The sequence below is a fragment of the Nocardia sp. NPDC056564 genome (assembly GCF_042793755.1).
Taxonomy (GTDB): domain Bacteria; phylum Actinomycetota; class Actinomycetes; order Mycobacteriales; family Mycobacteriaceae; genus Nocardia.
The window spans coordinates 385,275-403,545 of sequence record NZ_JBHTUR010000005.1 but is presented as its reverse complement, the minus strand read 5'-3'; the positions used below and the strand labels follow the sequence as shown (position 1 = coordinate 403,545).

Here is an 18,271-nt window from a genome sequence, read left to right as displayed (position 1 = left end):
TCACGCACCGCGTCACCCACGATCGATCCAGACGTCGTAGGCGTTCTCCGGAAGTTGTTTGTAGGGGCGGAAACCCGCGCCGTGCACGTGCGCGGCGGCCGCGATCTGGTTCTCCGGAATGTAGAGCGGCAGCCCATAGGCCTTGTCCACGAGTGCGAATCGTTGCAGCTGTGCGTACTGCTTGGCCCGTTCACCGTTGTCGATCGTCGCGGCTGCGGCCTGGAGCCAGCCGGACAGTTCGGGATCGCCGGCCCGGCTGTAATTGAGCGTGCCCTTCGAATTCGGCGGGTACCAGTGGTTTTCGATGTCGATGCCCCCGGTGAGGGTGTCGGAGTTGGCGATCGAACCGAAGGTGTTGTTCTTGCGCAGTTCGGCGTAGGTGCCGAGATCGACGTAGGAGACCTTCAGATCGATGCCCGCGTTCTGCTTGGCCTGCGCCTGGACCGCCTGCAACAGCACCTCGCGCTGATCGCGGACGGTGGACTGGGCCTGGACCAGATCGATGGTCAGGCGCTGACCGTTCTTGGTCCGGAATCCGTCGGAATCCTTTGCCGTCCAGCCCGCTTCGTCGAGCAGCCGGTTGGCGGTGTCCTTGTTCGGGCCGTAGGCGCCTTCGATGCTCTTGTCGTAGAACAGCGTGTCGACGCTGGAGGCGATCCCCCAGCCCCGGGTGCGCTGACCGCGATAGATCGACTTCAGCACCGCGTCGACGTCGACCGAATTGTTCAGTGCCTTACGGACTTTCTCGTCCGCGGCCGGACCGAAGGTGGCGTTCCAGTACAGCGTGTACGGGCTGCCGTTGTTCAGCGAGTGCTGGTAGGTGTAGTCGGAATCGTCCTGGAACAGCGACGCGTCGTTGCCGGACACGCCTTCGATGAGGTCGACCTGGCCGGAGGTGAGCGCGCCGGTGCGCACCGACGACTCGGGCAGGAACCGGTAGGTCAGCTCGTCGAGGTAGGCCGGGCCCTGATGGGCGGCGTTCTGCGGCGCCCAGTTGTAGTCCGGGTTCTTCCTGAAGTGCAGTTCCTGACCCTTGACGTAGCGATCGAGGATGAACGGACCGGTGCCCGCGATCTCCGGTCCACCGGCCTTGAGCTGGGGCTTGTCGAACGCGGCCGGGGAGATGATGTCGAAGCCGGAGGCGAAGTCGAGGAACGGCGCGTACAGGTTCTTCAGGGTGAAGACGACCGTTCGCTCGTCCCGTGCGGTCACCGCGCCGAGGTTCGACAGCGGGCCGGAGGAGAATCCGCCGGAATAGGCCACGTCCTGCATGGTGGTGAAGTTGCGCGCCACCGCGGCCGCGGTCAGCGGATTGCCGTCGGTGAACTTCACTCCCTCGCGCAGGGTGAAGGTGTAGGTCAGCCCGTCGGGCGACACCTCGTGCCCGGTGGCCAGCCAGGGGACGTAGCCCCCGTCCTGGGTGCGAGCCAGCAGCGTCTCGAAGGTGTTGCGCAGCAACATCCTGGTGTTGCTCTGACCGTTGAGGTGCGGATTGAGCGTGGTCGGCTCGGTCTCCACACCCCAGGTCAGCGAGCCGCCGCTCTTCGGTTGCGCCGAGCTGCCCGCCGTGGTGTCCGAGCCGCCGCACGCGGTCGCCAGCAGGGCCGTGGCCAGCAGGAGGGCGCCGGCCAGTCGTCGAGTCCGCATCACAGTGCGGCGCTCCTATCTTCGATGAGAAACAGTGGTTGATCGGTGGTGATGACCGCGCCTTCCGCCGCGGTCACGGTGACGATTCCGGAATGGGTCGCGGTCAGCTCGTGCTCCATCTTCATGGCCTCGACCACGCCGAGCAGCTGGCCCTTTTCGACCTGCACACCCGATTCGACGTGCAGCCGGACGACCGTGCCCGGCATCGGCGAACGGATCTCGGGATCGAGCGCGGTGGCGCCGAACGACCGGTACTCGGCGTACCGGACTTCCCGGGCGACGCCCGCGACCTGGATGGCCCAGGCCTCCCCCGCGCGGCGGACCACACACGGGGTCGAGCCGACCGAAATCGTGTCGCCGCCGGTGCGCACGCAGACGACGCCGCGCTCGGCGGTGTCCGCGCGGACCCGCACCGCCTCGCCGTCGTAGCCGCTGACCCGGACGGTGAACGGTCGCCCGTCGACCGACAGGTCGATGCTGCCGAGGTCATGATCGGCGGGATCGAGCAGTGCGCGGTCGCCGGTGGGTGCGCCTGCCGACCACGGCGTCGCGCGATCGGGCGCGGTCAACGCCGCGGCAACGGCGTAGGCGCCCAACAGATCTGGATCCGCGAACGCCGCGGTCGGGTCGATGCGGTCCAGGTAGGCGGTGTCGTGTTCGACGGCCGCCAGGATCGGCGAACCGAGGACCTGGGCGACGAAGCCGAGGTTGGTGGAGATGCCGGTCCAGCGCAGATCGGTGCACGCCTGCCGGGCGGCGGCGAGCGCCTCGTCGCGGGTGGCGGCGGTGGCGATGAGTTTGGCGATCATCGGGTCGAATCCGCCGGTGACGGTCAGGTGCCGATCGAAGGCGCGCTCGATCCGGATGTCGGGCCAGTGCGTCACTTCGAGCGCACCCGGGCACGGCAGGAAGGCCCGGAACGGGTCCTCCGCGTACATCCGCACCTGAACCGAGGCGCCCGAGTAGGCGATCTGGTCCTGGGTGGCGGGCAGCGGCTCGCCCGACGCGACCCGAAGTTGCCAGTCCACCAGGTCGATGCCGGTGATCTCCTCGGTGACCGTGTGCTCGACCTGGAGCCGCGTGTTCATCTCGATGAAGAAGAACTCCTCGCCCACCAGCAGGTACTCGAACGTGCCCGCACCGACGTAGTTCAGCGCCTGCGCACCGCGCACCGTGGCATCGAATATCCGGGCGCGGATGGCGTCCGGGATGCGCGGGGCGGGCGCCTCCTCGATCACCTTCTGGTGGCGCCGCTGCAGTGAGCAGTCGCGGTCGAAAAGGTGTACGACGCTGCCGAATTCGTCGCCGAACACCTGCACCTCGAGGTGGCGCGCGTGCTCGACGTAGCGTTCCAGGTGCAGGCGGCCGTCGGCGAAGGCCGCGGTCGCGGTCCGGGTGGCGGAGGCGAGCGACTCGCGCAGTTCGGCCGGCGAGCGCACCACGGACATGCCCTTGCCACCGCCGCCACCGGCCGGTTTGACGATGAGCGGATAGCCGATGTCCTCGGCCGCGCGGGCCAGCGCGTCCAGGTCGCCGCTGGCCTCCCTGGTGCCGGGCAGCACCGGGACGCCGGCGTCGGCCATCACGGTCAGCGCGGAGGCCTTGTCGGCCATGGTCTCGATCACCCGGGAGCTCGGTCCGACGAAGACCAATCCGGCGGACCGCACCGCGCGGGCGAACTCGGCGTTCTCGGAGAGAAATCCGTAACCGGGATGCACTGCGTCACAACCCGTTTCGATGGCCGCGCGCACCAGGGCGGCACCGTCGAGGTGGCTGCCGGCGGCGGGCAGTCGCACGGTGGCGACCGCGCCGTCGTGATAGGTCAGGTCGCGATCCTCGTCGACGCTGACGGTGACGTAGCCGATGCCGAGCCGGCGGCAGGTCCGCGCGATCCGCGCCGCGACCTCGCCGCGATTCGCGATGAGCAGCGTGTTGATCACAGCCGGAACACCCCGAAGGTGCCGGCGGCCGGCTGTGGCCGGTCCCAGCGTTCGTGCGCCAGGGACAGGCACTGGGCCAGCCAGGCGCGGGTGTCCTCGGGCTCGACGACCGCGTCGACCCACATCCGGGCGGCGATATACGCCGGGTGCGATTGCTTTTCGAAGCTGTCGATGATCGGCTGCTTGATCGCCGCCTCCGCTTCCGCGCTCAGTTCCTTGCCCTCGCGACGGAGCTTGTCGCGCTTGAGAATTGCCATCACCGCGGCCGCCTGCTCGCCGCCGACGCCGGTGGAGCGGGCGTTCGGCCACATGGCCATGAACTGGCCGCCCATCGAGCGGCCGGACATGGCGAAGTTGGCCGCGCCGAAGCTGCCGCCGATCACCAGCGAGATCTTGGGCACGGTCGCGCAGGAGACGGCGTTGACCATCTTCGCGCCGTGTTTGGTGATGCCCGCGCGCTCGTATTGCTCGCCGACCATGAAGCCACTCACGTTGTGCACGAACAGCAATGGGATTCGGCGTTGGTTGCAGATCTGGATGAAGTTGGTCGCCTTGAGCGCGCTGTCGGGGAAGATCACCCCCTGGTTCGCGATGATTCCGACCTCGTATCCGGCGATGCGCGCGGTCGCGCAGACCATGGTGATGCCGTAGTCCTTGCGGTACTCCGTCCACGAGGTGGCGTCGACGATGCAGCGCAGGATCGCGCGGACGTTCATCTCCTTCTTCGTGGTGGCCGGGATCAGCTCGGGCAGCCGCGCCGGATCGTCGGCCGGCTCGAGCGCCGCGAAGGACGGCGGGCGCACCTGGTCACCCGGTGTGCGCGCGATGATGTCGCGCACCATCGCCAGCGCTTCCACCTCGTTCACCGCCAGGTGATCCGCGACGGCGGTCTCGCGCACGTGCAGGTCGGTGCCGCCGAGGGTCTGCGCGTCGACCTTGATGCCGGTGGCGGCCTCGACCAGTTGCGGGCCGCCGAGGAAGACCGTGCTGAGGTCTTTGACCATGACGGTCTCGTCGCTCATCGCAGGGATGTAAGCGCCTCCGGCGGTGCAGATTCCGAGCACGGCGGAGATCTGCGGCAGGCCGAGCGCGGACATCTCCGCGATGTTGCGGAACATCTTTCCCAGGTGTTCCTCGTCGGGGAAGATCTCCTCCTGCAAGGGCAGATAGATGCCGCCCGAGTCGGCGAGGTAGACGCACGGCAGGCGGTACTCGCGGGCCAATTTCTGGCCGCGCAGCTGCTTCTTGATCGTGAGCGGGTAGTAGGTCCCGCCTTTGACGTGCGGGTCGTTGGCGAAGACCATGCAGGGGCGGCCGTGGATGCTGCCGATCCCGACGATGAGCGCGGCGGCGGGCAGGTCGGTGTCGTACACCTCGTGCGCGGCCAGCCTGCCGATCTCCAGGAACGGTGTTCCCGGGTCCAGAATGCGGTTCACCCGTTCCCGGACCGGCAGTTTGGCGTCGCCGGTGCGGCGGCGCGGCGCGACGATGCCCGCGTTGTGCTGGCGCAGAAGTCGGCGCTGCGCTTCGAATCCGGTGTCGTGCTCGACGGTTACGGTCATGCCGGTAGCTCCGCTCGATCCTGATGTGCGGCGAGACTCGCGTTCAGGGTGTCGGCGAATCGACGAATCGTGCTGGGCTCCAGATCAGCTCGCAGCATGAGGCGCAGGCCTGCGCTGCCGCGGCGGATGATCGGGAAGAAGACGGGCGAGGTGTAGAAGCCGGCGCCGAGCATGTCCCTGGCCACGGCGATGGTGGTGTCCTCCTGGCCGATGCTGACGAACCGGATGGGCAGGCCGTCGCCGGCCAGCTCGGTGTCGACCAGCGAGTCGAAGAGCCGAATCCGCTCCTGCAGCGCCAGTTGCCGTTCGTCGACCGTGCCGTCGTCGTGCAGGTCGCAGGCCGCGACGATGGCGCCGAGGCCGGCCGTGTTGACCCGCTGTGACCACATCAGCGGGCCGCTGGTGCGCAGCAGGGTGTTCTTCAGGGTGTCGTCGCCGAGCGCGCCGAAGAAGATGACCCCGCCGCTGGCGCCGAAACCCTTGTTGAGCGAGGCGATTACGAGGGTCCTCTCCCGCCAGCCCGGATAGGCGCCGAGGACATATCCCCGCCCCCGCGGGCCCAGGGTCGAAATGCCGTGCGCCTCATCGAAGTACAGGAACAGCCCGTACTGGTCCTGGAGGCGGAACAGCTCGTCCAGCGGCGCTCCACCGCCGGTGCTGTAGACGCCGTCGGCGATGTAGGCGACGTGCGAGTGCTTGCGGCACAACTCTTCCAGGGCGGCGATGTCGTTGTGCGCGATGGTGATCAGCTCGGTCTCGTCGGCGACGAGCGGCTTCATCGCGTTCAGACAGAAGTGCGCGTTCTTGTCGAAGACGACCAGCGGCGGATGGCCGTCGGTGAGCTCGCCGGAGGCCAGCAGCGGCAGGGTCGCCCAGGCCGCGGCGGCGCAGGACGAGACCGTGACCGCCTCGGCGCCGAAGGTCTGCGACAGGCGTTGCTCGGCCTCCTCCAGCAGTGCGAGCCGAATTCGCATGCGCGAGATGGAGGAATTGATCGTCGCGGTCTCGTCGAGTCCCCGGTGGGCGCCAGCGACGATGCGCGGGTCACTGTCCAGGCCCAGGTAGGAGTAGGACGAGAAGTTGATGATCGTGCGGCCGTCCCGGTCGTGCACGTGTCCGTCGCGCATGTCCGCCGCGACGATGTCGACCAGGCCGTGAGCTGCGCTATCGTCCCAGAAGGAGTTGCTCAGTTGCAACTGCCGACGGACATTGGCGAATTGATGGATAACCATTCCCCTTGTTCCTTTGTTGGCGTGCGCGTCTATCGGTGGATCAGGAAGTAGTGGCGGGCCTTTCCGGTGCCGCCACGACGAGTACGTTCACTCCGGCGAGCAGCGTGATGACGATGGACCAGGCGAGCAGCCCGGTCAGGGACGGACCGGCCAGCGAGGCGACGCCGGCCAGGCCCTGCTGGATCAGCGCGCACCAGGTGACCGCGATCGCGGCGCCGGAGACCAGGTGGCTGACCGCGTGCGCGGCACTGTTGGGGAACAGCGTCGCCTGGCCGAAGGTGGTCGCGATGTAGCCGGCGAGAAAGACCGGAAGGGCGATCGCCCGCGGGGCATCGACGATCCAGACCAGGGTGATGAGCACGCACCCGGCGAGCATGATCCACGCGCCCTGCCGCATCATGGCGCGCGCGCCGACGCGGCGGACGGTGTGCCGCACGTAGGTGGCGCCCGCCAGGTAGGCCGCGCCGTACAGCCCGCCGAAGAGGCCGAATACCCACGGCTGCAACGAGAATCGGTCGGTGAAGATGAACGCCGACTTCTGCTGGATCATGACGATCACGGCGAACCCGATGCCGCCGGCGACCGCGCTGGCGACGAAGACCCGATCGCCGATCAGCCTGCGTACCGTGCCCCTGGCCGGGGCCTTCGGCTCCGGCTTCGGCAGCGAGACCCGCAGGGCGAGCGCTACCGGCACCGCGGCGAGCACGGCCAACGCCACGAAGCCGTACCGCCACCCGATGGTCGAGGTAAGCACGCCGCCGACCACCTGACCGCCGCCGAGCGCGACGACGAACGCCATCGACAGCAGCGAAAGTTGGCGCGCGAGTTCGGCGCCCGAGAACAGGTCCTTGATCATCATCCGGGCGACGACGGCGATGCCGCCCGCGCCGATCGCCTGCACCACCCGCAGCCCGAGCAGTTCCGCCGCGTTGGTGATCAGCGCGAGGCCCGCGCTGGCCAGGATGAAGCACAGTCCCGCGGCGACGAACGCGGGCACGCGCCCGAATCGTTCCGCCGCGCGGCCCCAGGCGACCACCGGCAACGCGGCGAACACCACGAAGACCGCCACCGACAGTTGCAGGGTCGCGTCACCGGCCCCGATATCGGCGCCCAGCGCGGGCATGCTCGGGAGATAGATGGTGGTCGCCATCTGCGCCGCCGCGACCGCGCTACACGCGGTCAGCACGATGGATCGGTTTCCTACCGGCGGGGATACAACGCTCCCGGATTCCTGCCGCACAGCCAATTCAGTCCCCCTACTCAATAGAGTTGCGCCGCAGGTCGGTCGAAGCCCGGCAGACAACGTCGATCGTCCGATTTCGGATTCGAAGATATGGATACCCTGGCCGGATGCGCGGGTGCGAGGGTTAAAATCCGCTTGATTCTGCCGGAAGGCTTTGCGGCCCAGCGGGTTTCGCGCATCCGACTATTGGTTCGGCACGGCGTCCGTCAAGCCCCCGAATCCTGGGGCCACCCGCGTTCAGGGAGATCACCTCGGACTACGGAAGGTCTCCGACCGCAGGGCCGCGCACCGCGGCTACCGGGCGGTCGCGCGAACTGGACCGATCCACCGCGGTAGGAGTTCGCGCAGCGGTACGGTCGGTTTTCTATACCGTAAACACTCCCGTGACATTCCCCAGTCAATTCCCCAGTCAGCCTGCTTCATCTGGCAAGGCATTCTGCACATAATCATTGTACCAATCAGAAGCATCCAAATTTCGGATGACTGGTTAGACATTTCACTGCTCGCTGCCACGTCCGGCACATTGCGGCCGTCCGTGCGCCCGAAATATTCACGAGGAACGGCAATGAAAATACCTTCGGCAAAATCTGCTCGCATATCCACAATTGCGGCGCTTTCCGCGCTGGCGCTCGCGCCCGCGCTGCTGGCGGGGCCTGCCTCGGCAGATCCGGTGACCGTCAATTTCCAGTGCCAGGCCAAGCCGCCGATCGGCGCCCCGCAGGAATCCACGATGGCCATGCAGGTCACCGGCACGGCACCGGCCACCACGCCGCCCGGTTCGGCGGTGGCCATCAACCTGGTCGCCGGGCAGGGGCAGATCCCGGCCAATCAGGGTGGGTACAAGATCAATTACGTGCGTGATCTGAAGCTGATCGCGCCCTTCCCGACCAATTCCACCTACGTGTCCTCGACCCTGTCCGGCGGCACCGTCCACGCCACGATCGACACCAGCGGCGGCAACGCCGCGATCAAGGTGACCGACCGGCTCCCCGGCGGCTCGACGTTCACGCTGCCTGCGCTGACGGTCAATGTGAAGGCGGGCAATTCGGGCTCGATCACGACCACGCTGGCCGGCACCAGCTATACCAACCCGGGCTTGACCATGGTCGTCAACGCGCAGGCGGGTCCGTTCGCGGTGAACGTTCCGGTGTCGTGTTACCCGTCACCGGCGCCGATCTTCACCACGACCGCCATCACACCAGGAAAGGCACAGCAGGCACCTCAGCCCGCGGCACCCAGCGCACCGGGGGCCTTCACCCTGCTCCCGGAACTCGGACTGGGCCAGGCGCAGTAACAATCGCAGTCAGCTGGACGTGCGGTATCGATCTGCTCCACCTCGATACCGCACTCTGACGTGGAAATAGGGCTGTCGCGTATCTCGACGCTCCCGAGTTCGAATGCCGCACATGCCTTCCCGTGTTCCGTCGAGCGGAGATCCCGGTCATGCGATTCACCATTCGAACAATTGTCGCGTCCACGATTCTGCTTTTCACACCCGCGGTAGCGCATGCCGAGCAACCCGTTCCACCGGGCGGCTGCTCGACCATTTCCTTCCCGCAGCCCCCATTGGGAAACCTCGCCGCGACCCTGTGTCTGCCGAGCGCCGCGACGAGCACCGTCATGGTGTTGATGCCAGGGTCGAACTACAACCACACCTACTGGGATTTCCCGTATCAGCCGGAAACCTATAATTTCCGGCGGGCGATGAACAACGCCGGCTACGCGACGCTGGTCGTGGATCGGTTCGGCACCGGCGCCAGCAGCAGGCCGCCGAGCGCGCTGCTGACCGCGACCACCTCGGTGACCGCCCTGCACGGACTGGTCGGCGCCCTGCGCCAGGGGCAGCTGGGCGGGCAGGCGTTCAGCAAGATCATTACCGGCGGGCACTCGCTCAGTTCCGGGATCGCCGTCAACGAGGCGAGCACCCATCACGACGTGGATGGCGTTCTGCTCACCGGCTTTTCGCACAGCCTGGACGCGGTCGGCGTGACCGCCGTCGTGGCCACCTATCAGGCGGCCGAGGCGGATCCCAAGTTCGCGGGGCAGGGCTACGACCCCGGTTATCAGACGACGCGGCCGGGAACGCGCGCCGCCGATTTCCACGGCGCGGGCGACGACCCCCAGGTGATCGCCACCGACGAGGCGACGAAGGACGTCTTCGCGCTGACCGAGTATCCCGACGGCCTGACGTCCACCGTGCCGCCCGTCACCGACACCATCGACGTCCCGGTGCTGGTGGTGAACGGAAGCTCGGATCGATTGTGCCGCAACGCCTGTGCCAACACCGCCACCCTGGCGGCCGAGGAGGCGCCGTACTACAACCCCGCCGCCCGCCTGCGCGCGTTCGTCCTCCCGAACAGCGGGCACTCGGTCAATCTGGCGCCGAACACCGCCGACTACCAAGCCGCGGTACGCGACTGGGTGAACTCGACCGTCCTGTCGCACAGGTAGGCACGATTCCGGACCCGCCACGAATAGCGGACACATCCTGACCGCTACTGGTGACATCGTGAGTTCGTCGCCGGAAGTCTCCGGGGGCGAAACCACTCGTGAAGGACCGGAACATCATGTCGCTCAACGCTGTTGCTCATCTGAACTTCCACGGCGAGGCTCGCGAAGCACTCGAGTTCTACCGGTCGGTGTTCGGCGGGGAACTCACTGTTGCCACGTATGCCGACTTCGGCATGCCCGCCGGGGCGCCCGGCGCGCAGCATGTCGTGTTCGGCCAGGTTGTCGCGGACAACGGCTTTCGGGTGATGGCCTATGACGTGCCCGGCCAGGCCGGACCCGCGGCGCCGCGTGTGCCGAGCACGCGGCGGGAGAACGGCACCACGATCACCGACGAGCGGTTCTTCCTGTCGGTCCGGGGCCCGAGCGTCGACGAGGTGACCCCGGTGTGGGCGGGCCTGGCCGAGGACGCGATCGTGATCGAGCCGTTCGGCCCCGCCCCGTGGGCGCCCGCCTTCGGGATGCTCACCGATCGCTTCGGCGTCACCTGGATCGTCGATGTCGCGACCGAGTACGCGCCGGCCTGATCGTTCGACTGGGGGTGCGCCAGTGGCGCGCCCCCACCGGCACCGTCACGGTCCGCAGAAGTCCTCCGGCAGAACGTCTTTGAGGAAATGCCTGCCCCGAGCCCCCGGAATCTGGGGCAGAGGTGGATCTCGATGGGCGATACCATCGGCGTCTACGCACCGAACCCAGCGACGGTGCGCCCGGGGAGAATTCGGTGTCAGAAGAACAGATGCAGGCCGGTCACGAGGATCGGAATCGCGGACGGTGAGCGGGTTCGAGGTCGAGATCAGCCAGTTGCGCGACGCGGCCAAGGCGGCGGGGTCCGCCGAGAACCAGGCCAAGGTGGTGGACCCGGGTACCGGCCTGGATGCGATCGCGACCGCGTTGCCGGGTGGGGACGCGGCAACGAAGGCACCCAAGCTGGCGACGACGTTCAACGAGCGGGCCAAGGGGTGGGCCGACGAGATCGGCAAGTGGAGCGGGACGGTCGCCTCGGCCGCACAGTTGTACGAAGACAATGAAAAAGAAGCCGAAAGCGCGTTCGGGCCATGACCATCAGCTACCACGATGTCCGCAAGTGGGATGCGGGTGCGCTCGACACCACGGCCACCAACCTGCGCGGGCGGCGGGACAAACTCATCGGGCTGCAGGATGAACTGGACGACGCCAGACGACTGCCGCGATGGCACGGCCCGGCGAGCGACAAGGCACGCGATTCGTTGGGGGTCACCCGGAACAACGCCGAGATCATCATCGCCGAGCTGTCCGCGGTCGACCGTGCGCTGCAAGATGTTTCGGACGACGTGACCGCACTGAAGAACCGGGTCACCAATAACGACGCCCTCGCCGATACCTACCAATTCGGCATCGCCGCCGACGGCGCGATCGTGGACAACCGGCCGCCCGATCCCCCACCGAAGTCGCGCACCGAGGCCGAGGATCGCGCCGAGACCCGGCGGCACCGGGAGACCATCCGGCAACAGCTGATCACCGAGACCAAGGCGATACTCACCACGGCGCACAATATCGACGCCGGCCTGGCCGGGGTGATGCAGCTCGCGCAGGACCGCAAGATCAGCGACCACGGCGCGACCACCCTCGACGACGCCAGGAAGGGTGGGGAGATCGACGCCCAGGTGGCCGAGATGGAGCAGGCGCTGCGCGACGCCGGGCTGCTGACCGGGCCGCCGGTGTCCGGCTACTACCGGCAGTGGCTGGAAAACGCGGTGCGCCGGGGCGTTTCGCTCGACACGATCAAGCAGATCATCGCCGAACACCACATCACGCCTGCCGATTTCAAGATCCTCGAGGGGCTCGAAGAGATCCGCGAGGACGAGGACGGCGACGGGATCTTCAAGTCGTTCTTCCTGCTGCCGACCAACATCAGCGGGGACGACGCGGCCAAAGCGGTGCGGATGACCTACATCTTGAACGCGGGCACCGACTACGGAAAGGGCCACCCGACCGACTTCGCGCCGACCCCGTACAGCTCCGCGGAACTGCGGCGCATCACCGAACGGCAGCAGAAGAACGACTGGAGCTACGACGAAGACGTCGGGTTCGTGCACGGCAACGGCGGGCGGCTGGTGACCACGCCGAACGGCATGATGATGGGCCTTGGCGGAAACCTGATCCAGGACCAGTTCAGCCGAAACGGCGGAACGACCTGGGGCGACACGTTCATGCTCAACATCGATGACGCGAAGGATCCGGCGCAGCAGATCAGGGAGGTGGCGCGGTCGGGCCACGCGTGGTACGAAAACGACCAGGGCCCCTACCGGGGCAAGCTCGACCTGGACCGGTATCTGCACCACGAGGAGCGCCACTCCCAGCAGTGGGCACGCGAAGGCTATACGAGCTTCATCACCTCTTATGCGTGGGAGCAGCTCACCGGCGGCAACGAGACCGAGGAAGACGCGGGGCTTTCCGATGGTGGGTATTAGGTGGCCGCGAGTCGCCTGTGCCGCTCTGCTTGTGGCGGCGGTGACCGCGGCGTGCGATAGCAAGGCGCAGTTCGCGCCGTCGCTGCCGCCTGCGGCCGGGTTCCGGGTGGACGACGGTGTCCTGAAGTTGTGGACGGGCACCCCGTGCGCCGGCGTCACCGGGCTGACGTTGATCTTCGACTCCGGCACCGAGCAGAGCACGGAGCAGAGATGGACCGCGCCGCTGCCGGGAGTGCCGGTCGAGCGGATGGACCTGCTGCGCACCGCGGGCGGGGTCGCCGGCGAGGGGCCGTTGCAGGTCCAGAAACCACTGCCGGCCGGCTACGACTGGACCAGGGCCGGCTCGCTCAACTTTTCCGTGGACGGGCCGGAGGCAAATGGCGCCAGGGTGGATGTGGGTCAGATTCTGCGCGAGTCGGCCCAGCATCCGTCCGGGAGTTATCTGTTCGGCCCGCGCGGCTGGATGGACGCCACGGAAGTTCAACGGGAGAACCAGAAGTCGTTCCTGACCGTCTGCACGCCCGACCCGAAGTGAGGGAGCCGCGCAGCGCGACGGGTGTGCTGCGGACGGTGCTGCGCCGGGTCGTGCTCGGCGCGTTTGTGCTTACCGTCGGGGTGATCGCGCTGCTCGTCGGCGAGGCGGTGCGCAGTGCCACCGGCCTGGCCTTCGATCCGCACGGCTACGGAGTGTTCGCCGGAATCCTGTTGACCGCGGTCCTGACGCCGGTCGCGCTGGCGCTGTGGCTGCTGTATCGGTTGTTGCGCTGACGCAGCGGCCCGCGAACGCTACCGGTCGCGTAACCCGCCGAAGAACCCGACGATCCGGCGGATTCGCCCGTCCGAGATCTCCACGAAATCCACGCCGTCCGGCAACGCCGTGCCGTCCGCCCGCACCAGCCGCCAGCCGAACCTGGCCATCCCGTGATGCGCATCGACCTGGCTGACCCGCAGCACCCGCATCCCCGGCTGCTGCGCGAACACGCCGTCGATGTGTCCCGCCAGCTCCTCGACCCCAACGGCGTGCACGGTCGGATCGGTATACGTCGCGCCCACCGCCAATGCCGCACCGAGAAACTCGCGCCGCCGCAACGGATCCGGGTCACTCCACCCCGCGCAGTACGTATCGATCAGCCCGTCCAAGTCAGCCATTCCCCCATCCTCCCCCGAGCGGGCACCATCGCCCAGTCCGCCCAGAGGATTCAGGTGCGGTCGTGCAGGGTGATGTGGTAGCCGTCGGGGTCGGCGAAGGTGAAGGTGCGGCCGAAGGGGCCGTCGATCGGGGCGGTGACGATGGGGTGGCCGTCGGCGGCCAGGGCGTCGTGGATGGCTTGGACGTCGGTGGCGTGCAGCCAGATCGCGGCGCCGACGCCGGGCTGGGCGACGGCGTCGAGATCGGTGCCGGGCACGAGGTCGCGGAGGGCGAAGGCGATGGGTTTCGTCTCGAAGACGACGGCGTGCGGAGGTCCGGCGGGTGAGCGGACGAGGCCGAGGTACCGCTCATAGAACGCCTGCGAAGCGTCGAGGTCACGCGCTTGCAGCGAGAGGAAGTCGGGGCCGGTGGCTGGCATGATGCTCCTTCGGTTACGTGTCAGTCTTCTGACACGGGTCACTGTATGTCAGAATACTGACATGAGTCAACACGGGGCAGGCATCGAGCTGCAGACGTCGCTGGGCTACCTGCTGAAAGAGGCGTCGAGCGCGCTGCGCGTAGCAATGGAGGAGGTGCTGCGGCCGCTCGGCATGAGCGTGACGCACTACTCCTGCCTCGAGCTGCTGGCGCAGCGACCGGGCCTGTCGAACTCCGAGCTCGCCAGGGGCGCGTTCGTGACCAGGCAGTCGATGAACGTGCTGCTCCAGACCCTGGAGCGGGAGGGTCACGTGAGCAGGCCCGCGTCGGCGCCCGTGGGGAAGGTGCTGCCCACCCGGCTCACTCCGCTCGGCCGGAAGAAGCTGGAGAAAGCGAGCGCGGCGGTCCGGTCGGTCGAACTCAGAATGCTGGCCGACCTCACCGATACCGACCAGTCGGCCGCGCTCCGCATCCTGCGCAGCATGATCCGTTCCCTGCGGGACGACCCCCGCGAGGCCGGCGCCACCGCGAATGATTGAATTGATCGCGCGGGCGCGGATTTCGCGCCGGACGGCCTTTCTCGCCGATCGGCACGGCCGGATAACCCGTCACACTCGATGCCGTTGAATCCGCGGATACTTCCCGCCCTGCGGGAAAGATGCCGTTGTGTTGCTGTGCCGTTCGACGCAATTCCAGCGAAACGACTTGCTCAACAACCGTTCCGAACAAGGCGCACGAGAATACTCGAGCTCGGCATCAATCCGTTGCCCTACGTTGCCCCACTCCGTGACCGCGACCTGATCTCGCAGGCGGAAAGGGTGGATCGGGCCGGTTGAATCCGAAGTGAGCTCGGTTCTGTCTTGCTATCCTGATGAGCATCACGACCTTCCGCGCTGGCGGAGGTCCAATTCATCGGCGCCGCAACGAGTATGGGCAACTACGTCGGGTGGTGGACATCGCGTCGAAGGCACCGCGGCTGCGTCCGCAGGAATCGGTGTTCGAGGTGACGGGTTCGTCGAAGTACGGCCGGCGGGACGGGAGACCTGATGCGAAAGAGCCTCTCGTCCCTGCCGTGGGTGATCGTTTATGTTCTGCTGTGCGGCGTCGTCATGTGGCTGCTGGCAATCGGCTGGATGCACATTTACCCGTAGCCGTGCGGCGCGTCAGGCGACGGCGCGCAGTTCCTCGGCGGTGATTTCCTCCAGCGGGCGGCGGCGGGTCTCGACCAGGAAGGCGATGCCCGCCGCGGCGGCGATGGTCATCGGGATGGCGCTGATCAAGGCGGTGACCGAGATCGACGGCGCCGCGACGGCGAGCACCACCAGCGCGATCACCACGATACCGCCGGCCTTGCTCATGGCCGCCGCCAAACCGGTGCCGCGCGAACGTATTCGGGTCGGATACACCTCGGCGCCATAGGCCACGAGCACCGCTACCACCGAGCTCGCGCCCCAGATCGGCGGGATGAGCAGCGCGTAGAGCAGCGTCTTGTTGTCCGCGACCCGATCGCCGAACGCGACGAAGCCGAACAGCGAAACCGCAAGCAGCGCACTGAGTATCACCATCGTCCATTTCGACGAGCGGTGATAGCAGTAGGCGACGAGGAAGTTGAGCGGGAACCCGATCAGTGCCGAGTCACGCAGGATCTGATCGGCCGAGACGCCGCTGTATCCGAGCTGGCGCAGGTTGGTCGGCAGCCACAGCTGGAAGCCGTACACGACCAGCCCGACACCGAGACCGACCAGCACCAGGACGGTGGTGATCCCGCCGAACGGGGGCTGCACGAGCCGGCGGAATCCGCCCTTGACCCCGGATTCGACTGCGAGCTCTGAGTTTTCGACCTCGACGATGGAGGCGTTGTAGACGCGCAGCACCTCCTCGGCCTCCCGGCGGCGGCCGAGCGCGAGCAGGAACCGCGGCGACTCCGGGATCCAGCGGGTGAGCAGAATGGTCAGCAGCCCGGTCGGGAACCCGATCAGCCACATCACCCGCCAGCCGTAGCTGTCGCCGATGGTGGACGACAGCCAACTGGTGATGATGTACGCGCCGGCGATGTCGCCGCCGATCAACACCATCAGCCAGCCGCGGTGCCTGGCCGGAATCGTCTCCGCGAGCAGGGTGAACGCGATCGGCAGCATGCCGCCCGCGCTCATGCCCATGATCAGGCACATCAGCAGATTCAGCTCGAAACTCGGCATCGCCCCGCACACCGAGGTCGCCACGAAGAACACCCCGGCCAGCAGAATCGCCGCCTTGCGCCCGATCCGATCACCGAGCCACCCCCACAGGAACGACCCGATCACCGTGCCGGTGATACCCGCCAGCGGCAGCAGCGCGGCGGGCAGCCCGCCACCGGGATTGGTCGCGGTCTTCAGGCCGTACTCCTTGGCCACCCCGGGCACCACGAAGGCCAGCGTGGTCGGCTTCATCACATCGATGGTGATCGCCGCGGCCATCACCAGCAGCAGCACCACGTGCACCCGATTGACCGGAGCGTCGTCGAGCGCGCGCACCCGCAGATTCGCCACCTGATCCCGTTGTGCCCCAACCGGAATCAGGCCATAGGTGGTCACCGCGAGACCGACCACGATCAAGGCCATACCGGCGATCATCGAGGCATCCATCGGCATGTCGGCCATGTGATACCCCATGTGCCTGGACTCCCAGAACATCGGGAAATGCAGCGCGGTACCGAGAGTGGTTGCGGCCAGCCCGAACCAGAAGGCGCGGGTGCGCCGCCGGATGGGCGCCGGGCGAGATCCACCGCCGGATTGCGCGAGCGATGAGTCGAAATGTCTTTGGCCAGACACAGATATCTCCGTTCGTTACCGCGCGGACAGCGGGCGAGCCGAAGTGGTACCCGCGCGCCGACGCGGCAGATGCACGACCAGAGACGGCAGCGGCACGAGTCGCCGCCACCCTGCTCGACGTTGAGCTCTGGTCTCTCCCTTGCGGTTTCAGAATCGCATCTCTCGGTTGCCGCCGCAGCGATTCCGCGAACATGTGTGCCGGGGCCGGGCGCGGCCGCGGCCGGGGAGCCCGGCCGCGGCGCGGCTCAATGGTGCGGCAGCGCCAGCAGGAAGGGCGCGGTCCGAATCGTTCGCTCGCTCAAGGTGATACCGATTTCCAGCCGATCGTTTTCGCGTAATCGGAACTCACAGATTCCGATGCGGACATCCCGGGTTACCCGGTGATTTCGATCGTCGCGAACGGTCGAGACCGCGATCGCACGGGCAACCCACTTTCCCGGCGGCAAGCAGCTGATACTGAACGCGCCCTGGTCCGTGACAATGAGTTGCGCGGCGGCCGACGTCAGCGGGTTGGCCGCGGAGAATATGCTCATGTATCGGCGGGTCGCGACGGCACCGTCCGGATCGCATAATTTGCCACGCAAGAGTGGTGTACTGGACTCCCGGCCGCAGTTGGCGTGTTGTTCGGACCATCTCAGCGGAACCTGCTCGCCCCGGGCGTAGCGCCGATACTGCGACGGACTCAGTCCGACCGCTTCGGTGAATCTGGAAGTGAAGGTGCCGTAACTGAGGTAGCCGACAGCATAGGAGATCTCGGAAACTTTCATCGACGTGGACGCCAATAACTTCTTGCTACGGGCCAGCCGGATTGCCGCGAGAAAACGGGCCGGTGACCAGCCGGTTTCCGCGCGAAAACGTCTGACGAAGTGAAACTTACTGCATTTTGCGACGTCGGCGAGATCGTCCAAGGTAACCTGCTGCCCACAGTTTTCCCACATGTACTTGATGCTGTCATCGATATGATCCGACACGAACTCTCCAAACTCATAACAATCCAGGATGCCGGAGCCGGCGGCAGCAGAAGTAAGCCCTTCCGCGACCATTCGGCCGCGAAATAGCTGCAAAATAGCGACTATGCTATCGGCAACGGAACATGGCCGCTACCGCAGATGGTGAAACTGGCCGGCCGTCTCTGGCATCGAGGGTCAACCATTCAGGTATCGCTCCGCAGGCCGCACGACGTCGAGGGGAATGTCGTGGCCCTTCGGCCGCGGGATGAATGCTTGGTAAGTGAAGCCGTCGATTCCGCAGGGTGGTTGCGCTCCTGCCCAGCACCCCCTTGCCCGGTATCCCCGACGCAAGCCCCATAGCC

General features: G+C 67.0%; 18 protein-coding genes. 8 read left to right on the top strand and 10 right to left on the bottom strand.

Annotated features, from left to right (window positions below; translation table 11 throughout):
• Window positions 1-12: 12 nt before the first annotated feature.
• The 6 genes from ACFQ9K_RS16535 to ACFQ9K_RS16510 form a co-directional block, all read right to left on the bottom strand.
• A complete protein-coding gene (locus tag ACFQ9K_RS16535) occupies window positions 13-1,647 on the bottom strand; it encodes an ABC transporter substrate-binding protein (protein ID WP_378720669.1) in 1,635 nt (544 codons plus the stop codon).
• Complete coding sequence (locus tag ACFQ9K_RS16530) at window positions 1,647-3,587, bottom strand: biotin carboxylase N-terminal domain-containing protein (protein ID WP_378720668.1); 1,941 nt, start codon at window positions 3,585-3,587, stop codon at window positions 1,647-1,649. The genes ACFQ9K_RS16535 and ACFQ9K_RS16530 overlap by 1 nt, the downstream gene beginning before the upstream one ends.
• Window positions 3,584-5,149 (bottom strand): carboxyl transferase domain-containing protein, encoded by a 1,566-nt coding sequence (locus ACFQ9K_RS16525; protein WP_378720667.1) that lies wholly within the window; start codon window positions 5,147-5,149, stop codon window positions 3,584-3,586. The genes ACFQ9K_RS16530 and ACFQ9K_RS16525 overlap by 4 nt, the downstream gene beginning before the upstream one ends.
• Window positions 5,146-6,381 (bottom strand): aminotransferase class I/II-fold pyridoxal phosphate-dependent enzyme, encoded by a 1,236-nt coding sequence (locus ACFQ9K_RS16520; RefSeq protein ID WP_378720666.1) that lies wholly within the window; start codon window positions 6,379-6,381, stop codon window positions 5,146-5,148. Before ACFQ9K_RS16520 ends, ACFQ9K_RS16525 begins: the two co-directional genes overlap by 4 nt.
• A 40-nt stretch (window positions 6,382-6,421) precedes the next feature.
• The gene (locus ACFQ9K_RS16515) at window positions 6,422-7,567 is read right to left on the bottom strand and encodes an MFS transporter (RefSeq protein WP_378720665.1); all 1,146 of its coding nucleotides are present in this window, start codon (window positions 7,565-7,567) and stop codon (window positions 6,422-6,424) included.
• A 351-nt stretch (window positions 7,568-7,918) separates the two neighbouring features.
• Window positions 7,919-8,362 carry a hypothetical protein gene (locus tag ACFQ9K_RS16510; RefSeq protein WP_378983288.1) on the bottom strand — a complete coding sequence of 148 codons (444 nt, stop codon included), beginning with the start codon at window positions 8,360-8,362 and terminating at the stop codon, window positions 7,919-7,921.
• Here ACFQ9K_RS16510 and ACFQ9K_RS16505 point away from each other — a divergent pair.
• The 7 genes from ACFQ9K_RS16505 to ACFQ9K_RS16475 all read left to right on the top strand — a co-directional run bounded on the left by ACFQ9K_RS16505 (window position 8,355) and on the right by ACFQ9K_RS16475 (window position 13,350).
• Window positions 8,355-8,918, top strand: a complete 564-nt coding sequence (locus ACFQ9K_RS16505; protein WP_378983286.1) for a hypothetical protein — start codon at window positions 8,355-8,357, stop codon at window positions 8,916-8,918. The two genes, ACFQ9K_RS16510 and ACFQ9K_RS16505, sit on opposite strands and share 8 nt — an antisense overlap.
• A 326-nt stretch (window positions 8,919-9,244) precedes the next feature.
• A complete protein-coding gene (locus ACFQ9K_RS16500) occupies window positions 9,245-10,075 on the top strand; it encodes an alpha/beta hydrolase (protein ID WP_378726156.1) in 831 nt (276 codons plus the stop codon).
• A gap of 116 nt (window positions 10,076-10,191) precedes the next feature.
• Window positions 10,192-10,659, top strand: a complete 468-nt coding sequence (locus ACFQ9K_RS16495; RefSeq protein WP_378726154.1) for a VOC family protein — start codon at window positions 10,192-10,194, stop codon at window positions 10,657-10,659.
• 244 nt (window positions 10,660-10,903) lie between these two features.
• Complete coding sequence (locus ACFQ9K_RS16490) at window positions 10,904-11,191, top strand: hypothetical protein (protein WP_378726151.1); 288 nt, start codon at window positions 10,904-10,906, stop codon at window positions 11,189-11,191.
• On the top strand, window positions 11,188-12,582 hold the full coding sequence (locus tag ACFQ9K_RS16485) for a hypothetical protein (protein ID WP_378726149.1): 1,395 nt from the start codon (window positions 11,188-11,190) through the stop codon (window positions 12,580-12,582). The genes ACFQ9K_RS16490 and ACFQ9K_RS16485 overlap by 4 nt, the downstream gene beginning before the upstream one ends.
• Window positions 12,583-12,613: 31 nt before the next feature.
• Window positions 12,614-13,117, top strand: a complete 504-nt coding sequence (locus ACFQ9K_RS16480) for a hypothetical protein (RefSeq protein WP_378726147.1) — start codon at window positions 12,614-12,616, stop codon at window positions 13,115-13,117.
• Complete coding sequence (locus ACFQ9K_RS16475) at window positions 13,114-13,350, top strand: hypothetical protein (RefSeq protein WP_378726145.1); 237 nt, start codon at window positions 13,114-13,116, stop codon at window positions 13,348-13,350. Before ACFQ9K_RS16480 ends, ACFQ9K_RS16475 begins: the two co-directional genes overlap by 4 nt.
• Before the next feature lie 18 nt (window positions 13,351-13,368).
• Here ACFQ9K_RS16475 and ACFQ9K_RS16470 read toward each other — a convergent pair whose 3' ends face one another.
• Together ACFQ9K_RS16470 and ACFQ9K_RS16465 are read right to left on the bottom strand one after the other, a co-directional pair.
• Window positions 13,369-13,731, bottom strand: coding sequence for a nuclear transport factor 2 family protein (locus ACFQ9K_RS16470; RefSeq protein WP_378726143.1), 363 nt, complete (start codon window positions 13,729-13,731; stop codon window positions 13,369-13,371).
• Between the two features lie 50 nt (window positions 13,732-13,781).
• On the bottom strand, window positions 13,782-14,150 hold the full coding sequence (locus ACFQ9K_RS16465; RefSeq protein WP_378726140.1) for a VOC family protein: 369 nt from the start codon (window positions 14,148-14,150) through the stop codon (window positions 13,782-13,784).
• Between the two features lie 61 nt (window positions 14,151-14,211).
• On the opposite strand from ACFQ9K_RS16465, the gene ACFQ9K_RS16460 reads away from it, so the two are divergent.
• The gene (locus tag ACFQ9K_RS16460; RefSeq protein WP_378726138.1) at window positions 14,212-14,688 is read left to right on the top strand and encodes a MarR family winged helix-turn-helix transcriptional regulator; all 477 of its coding nucleotides are present in this window, start codon (window positions 14,212-14,214) and stop codon (window positions 14,686-14,688) included.
• A 624-nt stretch (window positions 14,689-15,312) separates the two neighbouring features.
• Here ACFQ9K_RS16460 and ACFQ9K_RS16455 read toward each other — a convergent pair.
• Both ACFQ9K_RS16455 and ACFQ9K_RS16450 read right to left on the bottom strand, forming a co-directional pair.
• The gene (locus ACFQ9K_RS16455) at window positions 15,313-16,959 is read right to left on the bottom strand and encodes an MFS transporter (protein WP_378726136.1); all 1,647 of its coding nucleotides are present in this window, start codon (window positions 16,957-16,959) and stop codon (window positions 15,313-15,315) included.
• A gap of 245 nt (window positions 16,960-17,204) precedes the next feature.
• Entirely contained in the window at window positions 17,205-18,023 is an 819-nt protein-coding gene (locus ACFQ9K_RS16450) for a helix-turn-helix domain-containing protein (RefSeq protein WP_378983282.1), read from the bottom strand.
• Window positions 18,024-18,271 lie beyond the last annotated feature (248 nt).